The 14,089-nt window shown below is 67.2% G+C and carries 9 protein-coding genes and 1 pseudogene; 8 read left to right on the top strand and 2 right to left on the bottom strand.

Annotated elements, in window-relative coordinates; translation table 11 throughout:
* Nucleotides 1–577: LysM peptidoglycan-binding domain-containing protein (locus MUO23_03995; GenBank protein ID MCJ7512112.1), on the bottom strand; the 577-nt coding region annotated here is incomplete at its 3' end.
* Nucleotides 578–665: 88 nt separating this feature from the next.
* Nucleotides 666–1,586, bottom strand: coding sequence for an alpha/beta hydrolase-fold protein (locus MUO23_03990; protein MCJ7512111.1), 921 nt, complete (start codon nucleotides 1,584–1,586; stop codon nucleotides 666–668).
* Nucleotides 1,587–1,711: 125 nt separating this feature from the next.
* On the opposite strand from MUO23_03990, the gene miaB reads away from it, so the two are divergent.
* The 8 genes and pseudogenes from miaB to der all read left to right on the top strand — a co-directional run bounded on the left by miaB (nucleotide 1,712) and on the right by der (nucleotide 14,089).
* Nucleotides 1,712–3,088 carry a tRNA (N6-isopentenyl adenosine(37)-C2)-methylthiotransferase MiaB gene (gene miaB, locus MUO23_03985; protein MCJ7512110.1) on the top strand — a complete coding sequence of 459 codons (1,377 nt, stop codon included), beginning with the start codon at nucleotides 1,712–1,714 and terminating at the stop codon, nucleotides 3,086–3,088.
* Nucleotides 3,089–3,188: 100 nt separating this feature from the next.
* The gene (locus MUO23_03980; GenBank protein ID MCJ7512109.1) at nucleotides 3,189–4,319 is read left to right on the top strand and encodes an NBR1-Ig-like domain-containing protein; all 1,131 of its coding nucleotides are present in this window, start codon (nucleotides 3,189–3,191) and stop codon (nucleotides 4,317–4,319) included.
* Nucleotides 4,320–4,605: 286 nt separating this feature from the next.
* Nucleotides 4,606–5,415, top strand: a complete 810-nt coding sequence (locus tag MUO23_03975) for an NBR1-Ig-like domain-containing protein (protein MCJ7512108.1) — start codon at nucleotides 4,606–4,608, stop codon at nucleotides 5,413–5,415.
* Nucleotides 5,416–5,518: 103 nt separating this feature from the next.
* A complete protein-coding gene (gene polA / locus MUO23_03970; protein ID MCJ7512107.1) occupies nucleotides 5,519–8,314 on the top strand; it encodes a DNA polymerase I in 2,796 nt (931 codons plus the stop codon).
* Between the two features lie 234 nt (nucleotides 8,315–8,548).
* The gene (locus tag MUO23_03965; protein ID MCJ7512106.1) at nucleotides 8,549–10,867 is read left to right on the top strand and encodes a tetratricopeptide repeat protein; all 2,319 of its coding nucleotides are present in this window, start codon (nucleotides 8,549–8,551) and stop codon (nucleotides 10,865–10,867) included.
* Nucleotides 10,868–10,897: 30 nt separating this feature from the next.
* Entirely contained in the window at nucleotides 10,898–11,773 is an 876-nt protein-coding gene (cdaA, locus tag MUO23_03960; protein MCJ7512105.1) for a diadenylate cyclase CdaA, read from the top strand.
* A gap of 5 nt (nucleotides 11,774–11,778) precedes the next feature.
* A complete protein-coding gene (locus MUO23_03955; protein ID MCJ7512104.1) occupies nucleotides 11,779–13,020 on the top strand; it encodes a CdaR family protein in 1,242 nt (413 codons plus the stop codon).
* A gap of 25 nt (nucleotides 13,021–13,045) precedes the next feature.
* A pseudogene (gene der / locus MUO23_03950) lies at nucleotides 13,046–14,089 on the top strand (ribosome biogenesis GTPase Der).

The following is a 14,089-nucleotide window of genomic DNA, read 5'->3' as shown; positions in this document are numbered from 1 at the left end:
TCTTGTTCTCCAGGGCGATGGCCTCGGCCGTGCTGTTGAACTTGGCCGCGATCGACTGCAGGGTGTCGCCGGTCTTGACCACATACTCGATCTTGGACCCGCGCGGCAGCCCTGTCGGAACCGCCGTTTCAGTCGGCAGCTCAGAATCCGGTGGCGGGATCAACAGCGTCGTCCCGACTCCGATGTTGTTGGGGTCCGTCAGGCCATTGTAGGAGATCAGCAGGTCCATCGTCACGCTGAAAGTCTCGGCGATCGAGAACAGAGTATCTCCGACCTCGACGATGTACTCCGTCGGCCCGGAGGGGGTCGGGGTGAGGCTCGCCTCTGGGGTGTTGGTGATCGTCGGCGTCTCGGTCGGCGGGGGCGGTGTCGGGGTGGCGGTCGGCGTCGGCGTATCGCGCGCCAGGAACGAAGGCAGGGCAGGCGGGCTGTCTCCCGTCAGCCACAGCACAACCAGAAAGACGCCCACGACGAGCAGAACTACGGCCAAGCCCCCGACGAAGAGCGGGACCAGGCGATTGCGTCGGCGCCGGTAGGAGTCGATCACGTCGCCAGCGTTCGTCTCAGTCTCGGGCATGATGTTCTCTCCCCTGGACGGGGGGCGCCGGTCCCCAACCCCCGTTCGCTTGCATTCTAAACCGGTTTCGTCCTCCTGGTCTTTCGGACTAGCCTTCCCAGCCTTCGAGCACATATGTCAAGAAGGGCTGCAGCGCACCCAGCCAAGCGGTCGAATCATGGCTCCCGGACGGGATCACCAGCTTGACCTCCTTGCCCTGCGCCTGCAGGGCCGCGGCCAGCCTCTCGCTCTGGGGCCGTGCCCAGTCATCCTCGCCGGCCGCCACGAAGAAGCGCGGCGGCAGCCCGCCGGCAGCCTCAGCCAAGACCAACGGATCGAATTCCGGCCGGGCATTGTTGACAGACAGAGCGGGACTGAAGGCAGCGACGGTGCCAAACGCCTCCGGGTGTCGCATACCGATCTCCAGCGACCACACGCCGCCCCGCGAGATCCCGGCAATTGCCCGCTTCTCCGGTGCGTTCGAGACCGGGTATTCCGCTTCGACCGCAGGCAGCAGGCCCCCCAACATCTCGGCCTCGTAGGACCAGGGGCCGCCATCGGAGGAGCGGAACAGAGGCTCCGGCAAACGGGGCATCACCACCGCAAACGGCGGCGCCTGTCCCGCCTGGATCCAGGCTTCCGCCAACTCGTCGATGCCCAGGTCGTCCCACTGGGTCTCGTCGAACGGGTAGCCATGGAACAAGTACAAGACCGGCAACCGGACATCCGAGAGGTCGGCACAGGGCGGAAGATAGACGCGGAAGGGAACTTGGCCCTGGACGAGCATCCCCGGGTAGCTGTCCTGGACGACGCCCCCGGCCATGCCGGAGCAATCGGGCGTGGGCGAAGCGGCCGGCGTCGCGGTCAAGGGGGCGGCCGCCAGCGCCGTCGCTGCGGCCGTCGGCAGCGACGCGGGTGTAGGGACCGCCGGTCCGAGGGTCGGGACCTTTGGCCCGCAGGCCGTCATGGCGACGATCACTGCGCCTGCCCGCGCCAGACTCACGCCGGCCAGCCAGCCTCTTCGCTTCATATGGAGCTGCTCCAAACGCACTATGCCCATAGCCCCGGGGCTCCTGCCTGGACCTCGGCTCCATCTTACCAACGCTTGTTGGGGTATGCCGGGAAACCGGACTGGGCTTGGTTATAATTCGCGGCATGAAGTACCACATCTGGACCTCCGGCTGCCAGATGAACGTTGCCGACTCGCAGCGGGTTGCCGACTCACTCGAACGGCTTGGGATGCAGGCCACCGATGAGGCCGAGCAGGCCGATGTGGTAGTCGTGAACACATGCGTAGTGCGCCAGAGTGCGGAAGACCGCGCCCATGGCCGTTTGCACGCTCTTCGGCCGCTCAAAGACCGCCGCCCGGATCTGGTGATCAACCTGATGGGCTGTATGGTCGGCGTCAAAGGCAATCCCACTTTGCAGCAGACGTTCCCTTTTGTCGACGTCTTTTCCCCGCCGGCCGATCCGAAGCCGCTGCTGGCCTACCTGGAGGAGCGCCTCCTGGCTGCCAATCTCCGACGGGAGACGAAAGAGCGCCACGCCCTGATGGATGGTGAGGCCAGGCGGCCGGCAGCGGGCAGCAAGGGTGCAGCCACGGCCTTTGTGACCGTCGTCGAGGGCTGCTCACACGCCTGCACCTTCTGCGTCATCCCCTACCGGCGCGGCGCCGAGCGCAGCCGCCCGGCTTCAGAGATTGTGGCCGAGGTGCGCGGCCTGGTCGAGAGCGGCGTGCGCGAGATCACGCTGCTGGGCCAGATCGTCGACCGCTACGGATTGGATCTGCCCGAGCCGCTCAGCCTGGCGGCCCTGCTGCACCAGCTCCAGGCGATTGAAGGGCTGCAGCGCATCCGCTTCCTGACCTCCCATCCGAATTGGATGACCGACGACCTGCTCGCCACTGTCGCTGAGTTGCCGAAGGTGTGCGAGCACATCGAGGTTCCGGTGCAGGCCGGCGATGACCAGGTCCTGGCCCGCATGCGGCGCGGCTATACCGCCGATGACTACCGCCGCCTGATCGAGCGTGTGCGCAAACACATCCCGGGGGTCGCCATCGCCACCGACATTATCGTCGGCTTCCCCGGCGAATCCGAGGCCCAGTTCCAGAAGACGTATGGCCTGCTGGAGGAACTCCAGCTGGATGTCGCTCACCTGGCACGCTACTCCACTCGCCCGGGCACGCTGGCCGCGCGCCGCATGCAGGATGACGTTCCCGAGCCGGAGAAGATGCGACGCTTCCGCCTCCTGGAGGACCTGCAAGAGCAGGCCGTCGCCCACATCAACACCCGCCTGCTGGAGCATGTCGTCGAAGTCCTGGTGGAACAGGCCCAGCGGCCGGGCCATTGGCGAGGCCGGACGCGGACCAACAAGCTGGTATTCTTCGACTCCGACCTGGGCCTGGCCGGCAGTCTGGTCCCGGTCCGCATCGAGTGGGCCGGTCCCTGGAGCCTGCGGGGCTCGCCTGCTGCGGGCGCCTTCGGGCTGGCTGCCGGCGAGCACAGCCAGCCCCCATCGGACCAACGTCGCTGAGGCGCGATACTATGGGAGGGTCAACGCATCGGCGCAATCCTGCTGCGGCAGGACAAGGTGCAGGGCTCGAGATTTCCGGTCGCAGACCCCGGGAGTGGGAATGACAAGGAGCCGTGGCAGGCTGGTCGCCTGGCTGCCGCCGATCGGGCTGGCCCTGATGGTCACGGCATGCACCCTGCCCGGCCCAGTGTCTTCGTCGATGGCAGGCGCCACGTCGGCCGCTCTGACCGCCGAAGCGGCGTGGGCACAGCAGGCGGCGAGGTCGCCCACACCGCCTCCCCCAGATGCCTCGGCGACCATGCCGCCGGCGCCCACCGAGACCCCAATCCCCACGCTGTCTCCAGCTGCCACCGGCGCCGCCGGCTGCGCCGATGAGGCTGCCTTCGTCTCCGATCTCACCATCCTCGATGACACCAGCGTCTCGCCCGGCGAGGGGTTCACCAAGGCCTGGCGGATCAAGAACACCGGCACGTGTACCTGGACAACGGCCTACAACCTGGTTTTTATCGACGGCAACACGATGAGCGGCCCGGCTTCCCAGTCCCTGGCGGGCGCCGTTGCGCCCGGTGAGACCGTCGACATCTCGGTCGAACTGAAGGCTCCCGTCACCCAGGGCGTGCACCGTGGCAACTGGAAGCTGCGCAACAGCAGCGGGATTGACTTCGGTGTGGGCGGGGGAGGATCCATCTATGTCCAGGTCGTGGTCGGTCCTACGCTGACCCCGGCCACATCCGGCCGTACGATCTACAACCTGGCCGAAAACTACTGCGACGCCGAATGGCGGAGCGCGGCCGGAGTGCTTCCGTGTCCCGGCACCGAAGGCGATCCCAACGGATTCGTTCTTCGCCTGGAGGAACCCCGGTTCGAGAATGGCGTGGTCGAGGATGAGCCCACGTTGCTCACCCGTCCCCAGATGGCGACGGACGGCGTAATCTCCGGCCGCTTCCCGGCGCTGCAGGTGATGAGCGGGTATCGATTCAGAACCCACATCGGCTGCCGCTACGATTCCACCGGCTGCAATGCGATCTACCAACTCAACTACAGGATCGACGGCGGAACCCTGCAGAACCTCATGCAGTGGAGCCAGAAGTATGATGGCGAGTGGCAGAAGATCGACCTCGACCTTACCAGCCTGAGCGGGAAATCCGTCGAGTTCGTCCTGGCGGTCGCCTCCAACGGCGCCTCATCCGATGACGATGCCTACTGGTTGAACCCCAAGATCATCAACTGAATCCGTGCCGGCCGCCAGCTCTCGCCGGCAGAGAAAGGCCCGAGCCATTCGACCCTCCTGGCGCATCATGCGCTCAAGCCGCCGATCAGCCTCTGCTCCCCCGGGACCAGCCCCCGGCTTCTTCGCGTGGGAAATTGCCCCTGCATGGGTGCTGTTGGCGGCGGCGCTGGCTGCCTGTGTCAACGGGGGATCTGTGCCAGCGCCGGCGGACCTCCCTGCGAGCCTCCCGTCCGAAGCGCAGGCCACCGCCTCCCCGGTCTCCGGACCGCTGATCTCTTCCACCGGAATGCAGATCCCTGCAGAGCCAGGCGACTCGGAATGCCTGCTCCGGGCCACCTTCCTTCAGGATGTTGCCATTCCGGACAACACCAGCCTGCAGCCTGAAACTCCGTTCACCAAATCCTGGCGCTTGCGCAACGACGGGAGCTGCGTATGGGACGGTGCTTATGCCCTGACGTTCCTCGGCGGCGCCCGAATGGGAGCGCCGCGCACCACCCCCCTGACGCACACCGTCCTGCCGGGGGGGACCGTTGACCTATCGCTGGAAATGATCGCTCCGGATCAGCCCGGGGCGTACCAGGGATTCTGGAAGCTGCAGGACCCGCAGGGGCGGCTGTTCGGAGTCGGTGATGGAGGCCGGCTCTCGTTCTGGGTGAAAGTCGCCGTCCTGCCCGAACCCATGGGCGTCGAAACCCTCAGTCCCAATCCCGACCAGACCGCGGACCTCGCACCCACTCCGCTGCAGGAGGTGCTAGTCTCCGGCAGTGCCGCCCTTCCGCCGGGGGTCGCCTTCGACCTCGATCTCGGGCAGGTGCAGGACGATGCCGGGGCGGACATTGTGTGGCAGGGATCGGCGCGGCAGGCAGATCTGTCCGGCTTCGGCTCCGCCCGGATTGGCCGGCCGCGTCTGCTCGCGGATTCCGAGGCCGCACCCCAATGCAGGGACGAGCCGCATTCGGCGGAGCCCGTCGCCGCGCCCGAATTACACCCGGGTTGGCGTGTGTGCTACTGGACCGATCAGGGGCGGTCGGGGTATCTGGTAGTCGTAGAAGCGGGAGAGGCCCTGCGCTTCGAATACACCACCTGGGCAGAGTGACATTGCCCTGCCTGTCGCCAACGGTCGGCTGCCGCCCAGTGCAGCGCAGACCTGCAGCGGATCCAAACGGCTGCAGCCACAGCCGCAAGAGAGAGGCCGCCTCATGGGAAAACGCCCCCGCCTGTATCTGATCGACGGTCACGCCCTGGCCTACCGCACCTATTACGCGCTGACGCGGGCCAGTGACGGATCGCGCTGGATGACCAAGAGCGGCGAGCCCACTGCCGGGACGTATGGCTTCGTCTCCGTCCTGCTGCGCGTGATTGAGCAGGATGCGCCGGACTACCTGGCCGTCTCGTTTGACACCGGCCGCACCTTTCGCGACGACATGTACCCGGACTACAAAGCGACCCGCGAGAAGATGCCCGACGACCTGCAGCCGCAGATCGAGCGCATCCGCCAGTTGGTCCAGGCCTTCCGCATCCCCGTCCTCGAAGCCGAAGGCTTTGAAGCCGACGACGTCCTGGGCACCGTCGCCCGCCTGGCGGCGGACCTGGGCGCCCAGGTCGTCATCCTCACCGGGGACCGCGATCTGCTCCAATTGGCCAGCCCGAACATCCATATCCTGCTCGCGGGTCAGAAGCTCTCCGAGGCCGTGGACTACGGCCCGGAGGAGGTATCCGCCAGGTACGGCCTGGCCCCGAGCCAGTTGGTCGACCTCAAGGCCCTGATTGGGGACAGCAGCGACAACATCCCGGGCGTGCGGGGCATCGGCGAGAAGACCGCCGTGGCGCTGCTGCAGGAGCACCGAACGCTGGATGCGATCTATGACCACCTCGAACAGGTCGCGCCCCGCTTCCGGACCAAGCTCGAGGAGGGACGGGAGAGTGCCTACCTCAGCCGCGGCCTGGGGACCATCGTCACCGATGTCCCGATCGCCTTTGACCTGCAGGCCTGCCGCCTGCAGGGCTACGATCGCGAGGCCGTGTCCGAGCTGTTTCGACAGCTCGAGTTCCGCACCTTGCTCACGCGGTTGCAGGCAGCGGCCGAGGAGCCAGGCCTGCTGCCGGGCAGGCAGCAACTGCCTCTGTTCATATCCCCCGGTGCGCAGCCAGCGCAGGCAGGCCCTACGACCTGGATCGTCAATACCTCCGAGGACCTGGCGCGCCTGGCGAGGCAGCTGGGTTCAGCCAGTGTCCTGGCCATCGATACGGAAACCACCTCGACCGATCCGATGGCCGCGGCCCTGGTCGGAATCTCGCTGGCGACCGAGGCCGGCGCCGGCATCTACCTCCCGGTCGGCCACTCGCCGGCCTGGGCGGGAGGTGCGCAGCTCGATCTGGCGCAGGTGGTCGACGGCCTGCGCTCCGCGCTGGCTGCGCCCCATCTCCCGAAGGTCGGCCACAATCTCAAGTACGACTACATCGTCCTGGCCCGGCACGGCCTCCCCGTCGCGCCTCTGGCGTTCGATACCATGCTGGCCGAATGGCTGTGCGACCCAGCCTCGCGCAACCTGGGCCTGAAGAGCCTGGCCTGGGTCCGTCTCGGCCGAGACATGACCGAGATCGAAACCCTGATCGGAAGCGGCAAGAACCAGCGCTCGATGGCGGACGTGCCCATCGATCAGGTCGCGCCGTACGCTGCCGCCGATGCCGAGATCTGCCTTGCCCTGCTGCCGCAACTCGAGGCGGAGATGAAGGAGAAGGGGCAGGCTGAGCTGTTCCGCCAAATGGAAATGCCCTTGGTCAGCGTCTTGGCGGAGATGGAGATGGCTGGCATCCGCCTGGACGTCGGCTTCCTCGGCACGCTGTCGCAGCAGCTGGCCGTCCGCCTGGCGGAGCTCGAGGGCCAGGTGTACAACCAGGTCGGGCATGAGTTCAATATTAACTCCACCCAGCAGCTCTCGCAGGTGCTGTTCGTCGAACTCGGGCTCGAGCCCCCGGATCGGACGCGTAAGACCGCTGCCGGCCGCTACTCGACGGCGGCCTCGGTACTCGACGAGCTGCGCCACAAGCACCGGGTGGTCGACCTGATCCTGGAGCATCGTGAGATCTCCAAGCTCAAGTCCACCTACACCGACGCCCTGCCGGCGCGGGTGCTGCCGGCGACCGGCCGGGTTCACACCTCCTACAGCCAGACCGGCTCGGTCACCGGCCGCCTGGCTTCGTCCGACCCCAATCTGCAGAACATCCCGATCCGCACCGAACTTGGGCGCCAGATCCGCAATGCCTTCATCGCCGAGGACGGCCAGGCGTTGCTCAGCGTCGACTACTCGCAGATCGAGCTGCGGATCGTGGCCCACATGGCCCGGGACCAGGCCATGATCCAGGCGTTCCTCGATGACCAGGACATCCACGCCGCCACGGCCGCGGCGGTGTTCGGCGGAGATCCAGCCACGATCGCTCCCGACCTGCGGCGCCACGCCAAGGCGGTGAACTTCGGACTGATCTACGGCATGAGCGCTTACGGCCTGTCGCGTTCGACCGACATGACGCTGGCCGAAGCTGAGACCTTCGTCAAGGTGTACTTCCAGCGCTTCCCGGGGGTGCGGGCCTACCTCGAGCACACCCGCCGCCTGGCGGCGGAGCAAGGCTTCGTCGAGACCCTGTTCGGCCGGCGCCGCTATTTCCCGCAGTTGGCGCCGACCGCCAGCGGCGTCCCCGAGGTCAATCGTGCCCGGGCCGAGCGCGAGGCGATCAACGCTCCGATTCAGGGCACGGCGGCCGACGTGATCAAGATCGCCATGATGCGTCTGCCGGCGGCGCTGGCCAAGGCTGGGCTGCACGCTCACATGCTGCTTCAGGTGCACGATGAATTGGTCTTCGAAGTCCCGCTGGACGAGGTCGGCGACACCGTGTCGTGTGTCCAGGCCGTGATGGAGGCGGCCGTCAGCCTGGAGGTCCCCTTGAAGACGGATGCCAAGGTCGGCCGCACCTGGGCCGACATGCAGCCTGCCTGACGGCGGCGTGCGGGCCGGCTGCCGGGAATCGGGACCGCCAGCTTGCGGGGCACACGCCCTACACAAGCGAGCTGACGAATGCCTGGCGGTCGCCCACCGTTCTCGGCCGGTGCCGCCTGTCTATGAGCAGCCGCTGCCCATCTCGAAGCCCGGAGTACTACGGCCGGATGCGGGGCGAACACAGCAGCTGTGCTATACTCGCCTTGCCATCCCCGCTGCGGCGCGAGTCCATTCATGACCGGACGACAGGATCTCTTCGAAGAATCGATGCGCCTTGGGCACTCCGCGGCCTGGGAGCTCGACTGGGATCACGCCGCCGGCTACTACCAGAAGGCGCTGGCCGAGTTCCCCGAGAGCCCTGACGCCCTCAACGCCCTCGGGCTGGCGCTGCTCGAGACCGACAAGCACCGGGAGGCCTTGGGCGTGTACTTCCGCGCCGCCAAGGCTGCCCCGGAAGATCCGGTGCCGCGCGAGAAGTGCGCCGAGATCTTCGAAACCCTCGGTCAAACCAAGGACGCCCTCGAATCGCGGGAAGCCGTGGCCGAGCTGTACAGCCGCCGCCGCGATGTCGACAAGGCCGTCGCCAACTGGGGCCATATGGCCCGCCTGGCGCCGGATAACCTGGCCGTCCGCTCCCGCCTCGCCCTGACCTACGAACGCCTCGGCCGACGCCGTCAGGCGGTCGAAGAATACATCGCCATCGCCTGCATCCTGCAGAAGGCCGGGAAGACCGAGCGCGCCGTCGAAGCCGCCCAGCGGGCGTTGGGATTGATCCCCGCCGACCCCGAGGCCGGCACGACCCTGCGCATGCTGCGCGAGGGACGGCCGCTGCCTCCCCCCTCGCCCCCCAAGCCCGCCACCAGCCCGCTGCGCCCGGCCGAGGTCAAGGGGTACCTGGAGAAGGATACCCAGGCCGAGTCCGAACGCGCACTGGACGACCCGGAGACGGCCGCCCAGCGCCAGGCGCTTAGCTACCTGGCCGGGGTTCTCTTCGAGGAGCCCAAGGAAGCCCCGGCTGCCGCCGGCAAGAGCGCCCTGAAAAGGGGCAAGGCCGAACCCTCCGATCGCAAGGCCATCGGCCGGCCGCAGATGTACCGCAGCCTGAGCACCGCCATCGATCTGCAGTCCCACGGCAGCAGCACCCAGGCCGTTAAGGAATACGAGCGAGCCGTCGAGGCCGGACTGGACCACCCGACCGTGCATTACAACATCGGCATGCTGTACAAGGATCTGGGCCAGGTGGACAAGGCGCGCAAACACCTGATGGCCGCCCTCGGGCATCCGGACCTGGACATGGGCGCCAACCTGTCGCTGGGCCGCCTGGCGCGAGCCGAAGGCGATCAGGCCGAAGCCGCCCGCTTCTTGTTGCAGGCGCTGCGGCGGGCCGACAACCTGTCTGTGGCCGAGGGCCAATCCTCCCAGCTGGATGAGATGTATGACGCCATGCAGGCCTCGCTGAATGCTGACGATCCAGAAGGCCTGCGCAAGATCGTTGAGAACACCCTGGCGTTTCTCACCGGGCCCGCCTGGCTGTCGAATGTCCGCAAGGCCCGGGCGACAGTCGACGGCGACACGGACATCGGTAAAGTGAAGCCGATCGCCGAGTGGGTCCGAGACGGAGGTACTGAGCAGGTGGTGCGCGCCCTCGGCCGCATCGAACAACTGACGGCGGAAGGCCACTACCTGTCGGCGATGGAGGAAGCCTTCCTGGCGCTGCACTACGCGCCTAACTACCTGTCGCTGCACAGCCGCATGGCCGGCATCTTGATGAAGACCAACCGCACCGAAGCTGCGGTCGAGAAGCTCCAGGTGATCGCCGCCACGCACCGCGTGCGCGGCGAGAACCGTCAGGCGGCGGACGTCTACGCTCAGATCCTGCAGTACTCGCCGGTCGACATCTCGCTGCGCACCCACCTGATTGACCTGCTGGCGCAGCAGGACCGCGTCGACGAAGCCGTCGACCAGTACCTGGAGTTGGTCGATCTGTACCGTCAGATGGCCGAGATCGATCAGGCCCGCACGACGCTCGAGCAGGCGCTCAGCCTGACCCAACGCGGCACCGTCAGCCGCCAGAAGCAGCTCACTATCCTGCACCGCATGGCCGACATTGACCTGTCGCGCCTGGATTGGCGCGGCGCGCTGCGCGTCTACGGCCAGGTGCGCAAGCTCGATCCCAACGACGAGAAAGCCCGGCGCGAGAGCGTCGACCTCAATCTTCGCCTGGGCCAGGAAGAGCAAGCGGCCAAGGAGCTCGACGGGTATCTGGAGTTCCTGGTCCAGAACGGGCGAGGCGTCGAGGCCCTGGCACTGCTGGAAGAGATGGCGCGTGAGCATCCGGGCAAGCAAGCGCTGCACGCCCGGCTAGCCGAGGCCTACCGCGCCGCCGGCAGATCGGCCGACGCCCTCGCCCAGTATGACGCCCTGGGGGAGATCCAACTCGACGCCGGCTCGGTGCGGGAAGCGGCCCGCACCATTCAGATCATCATCTCCCTCAACCCGCCGGACGTCGAGGGCTACAAGGAGCTCCTGCGCAATCTTGAAGCCGGCCAGTAGCATTTCCCGGACCGGCACAGGGACACCGCCGTGGATGGACTGATCAGCGAGCTGGCTTTCCTCCTGCAACGGCTCGACTGGGCGGCCGTCCTCGACCTGATCCTGGTCGCCGCCATCGTCTTTTCCTTGCTCCAGCTGGCCCGCGGCACGCAGGCGGTCGTGCTGTTGCGCGGACTGATCCTGCTGGTCGCTATCATCGCGCTTCTGACCGCACTCCTGCCCTTGGCGGCTTTCTCCTGGCTGCTGCGCGCCGCCCTGCCGGCGCTGATCATCGCCATTCCGGTCATCTTTGCCCCGGAGATCCGCCGCGCCCTCGAGCGCCTGGGGCGCGCCAGCTCCGTGATCGGGGCTCCGGCCGAGCCATCGCACCTCGAGCGTTGGGTGGAGGCCGTGGCCAACGCCAGCCAGCGGCTGTCCGACACCCGCCAGGGGGCCCTGATCGTCATCGAGCGCGAAACCCCCCTGGACGAATACATCGAGACCGGGGTGCTGCTGGATGCCGTGCTCACCCCCGAGCTGCTGCTGCAGATCTTCTACGTCAACACACCACTCCACGATGGGGCGGTCATCATCCGCCGCCAGCGGCTCGTGGCTGCCGGCTGCGTGATGCCGCTCTCGGCGAGCGGCACCCTCTCCCGCTCACCGGAACGTCACATGGGCTTGCGCCACCGAGCCGCCCTGGGGATCAGCGAGGTCAGCGATGCTGTGGCCGTGGTCGTCTCCGAAGAGACCGGGGGCATCTCCGTCGCCCACAAAGGACGGATGATCCGCCGCCTCGACCTCAACCGCCTGCGCAACATCCTGATCGCCTTTCACCGCCCACGGCGGCGCGGCTGGATGCCCGATTGGCTGGACCAGCTGGGTGAGCAGGCCCGCCAACGTCGGCTGGCGCGCCGCAAGGAGTGAGGGGCATGCGCCGCCGCCTCCCGCTGGAGACTCTAGGCTCCCTTGCCCTGTCGGTCATTCTGGCGTTCACGATCTGGGTGGCGGCCGTCAACGATTCCGACCCGGTGCTGGAGCGGTCCTTCGCTTCCCCGCTGACGATCAGCTACGTCGGCGTGGAAGAAGGACTGCAGCCAGTGGGGACGATCCCAGGCGAAGCCCGCCTCACCCTTCGGGCACCAACCTCGGTGTGGGAAGAGCTGTCCGCCGAGGACTTCAAGCTGACCGTCGACCTGGCCGGCCTGGCGGCGGGCGAGCACCGGCTGCCGATCGTTGCCACGACGGCACGAGCCCCGATCCGCATTATCGAGATCCAACCCGCAGAGGTCAGCCTGAGGCTGGAGGCGGCCAGCACCCAGACCGTTCCGGTCGTCGTCGAGGCCCTTGGCGAGCTTGCACTGGGGTACCGCACCAGTTCCCTCCAGTCTGCCCCGGCCAGCGTCGAGGTGGAGGGGCCGACCTCGATGGTGCAACAGGTGGTTGGCGCCCTGGCGGAGATCGATCAGTCCGGCCGCCGCCAGGACTTCGACTCCAACGTTGAGCTGATCGCCATCGACAGCCAGCGGCAAGCAGTGGAAGGTGTGCGCCTGACCCCGGCATCGGCGCGGGTCGCGGCCCGCGTCAGCCAGCTCGGCGGCTACCGGCTGGTGGCCGTGATCCCGATCATCGAAGGCGACCCCGACCCCGGCTATCAGATTACCGAGATCGGCGTCACTCCCACCCTGGTGACGGTGTTCTCCGCCACACCGGATGCCGTCGAGAACCTGCCGGGCTTCGTCGAGACCGATCCAGTAGACCTGCAAGGGCTGACCGGCCCGGTGGAGAAGCGGGTGGGGATCTCCGTTCCCGCGGATGTGATCCTGGTTGGCGACCAGACGGTCTTGGTGCGGGTCGGCATCGCCCCGATCGAGATCACCTCTACCCTGACCCATGAGCTGGCGATCGAGGGCTTGCGTCCGGGGCTGTTCGCCGGCTCCTCCCCCGAGTTCGTCAGCGTCATCTTGAAGGGGCCACTCCCGACGCTCGAGTCGATTCAGCCGGAGGACCTGCTGATCTCCGTCGATGTCACCGGGCTCGGGCCTGGCACTCATCAGCTGACACCGGTCGTGGTCTCCCTGCCCGAGAATGTGATCGTGCAGTCGATCGTCCCCGACTCGGTGGAGATCGTCATCTCGACCACGCCGATCCGCAAATCGACCCCCGCCCCTTGAGACCGACATGACCAAGCTCATGGTCGCCCTCGTCGGCCGGCCAAACGTGGGCAAGTCGAGCCTGTTCAACCGCCTGGCCGGCGAACGCCTGGCCGTCGTCGATGCTCGCCCGGGAACCACCCGCGACCGGCTTGTGGCCGAGGCGCACTGGTCCGGCCGGACCTTCGACATCGTCGATACCGGCGGGATCGATCCCTCGACGCTGCAGCGGCAGGAGCCGCTTTCGCTCGATTCGGCCGACTACATCCCGCAGATCCGGGCCCAGGCAGAGCTGGCGGCCAGCGAAGCGGACGCGGTCATCTTTCTGGTCGATGCCGAGGCCGGCGTGACGCCCGCTGACCAGGAAGTCGCCGACATCCTGCGCCGCGCCCAGCGCAACCAGGGGGAAGGCGCCCCAGCCCTGCTGCTGGCGGTCAACAAGGCCGACAACGCCGAGCGCCGGACCCGCCTGTCCGAGTTCTATGAACTCGGGATGGGCGACCCGTTTCCGGTTTCGGCGCTGCATGGGAGCGGTACGGGCGACCTTCTCGACCGCTTGCTGGAACTGCTGCCGCCAGCCGCCGAGGCGCCGGCCGAGGAAGAGCCCTCGCTGCGGCTGGCGATTGTCGGGCGGCCCAACGTCGGCAAGTCGAGCCTGCTTAACCGGCTGCTGGGGGAGGAGCGGGTGCTGGTCTCGCCCATCCCAGGCACGACGCGCGACGCGGTTGACACCCGGCTGACCTATCATGGCCTTCCGGTGACCTTGATCGACACGGCCGGCATCCGCCGCCGCGGCCGGATCGAGGTCGGGGTGGAGAAGTACTCCGTCCTGCGGGCAGTGCGCGCCATCGAACGCTCGGAGGTCGTCCTGCTGGTGATCGACGCCACGGAAGGCGTGCGCGCCCAAGACACTCACATCGCCGGCATTGCCCTCGAAAAGCGCAAGAGCATCATCATCGTGATCAACAAGTGGGATGCCGTGCCGAAGGACACCCACACCCAGCCGGCCTATGCCGAACATGTGCGGCAGCAGCTCAACTTCCTCGACTATGTCCCCGCTCTCTTCGTTTCGGCCAAGACCGGCCAACGG

Source organism: Anaerolineales bacterium, assembly GCA_022866145.1.
Lineage (GTDB): Bacteria > Chloroflexota > Anaerolineae > Anaerolineales > E44-bin32 > PFL42.
The sequence above is the reverse complement of the archived record's forward strand: the minus strand, read 5'-3'. Positions and strand labels throughout refer to the sequence as shown.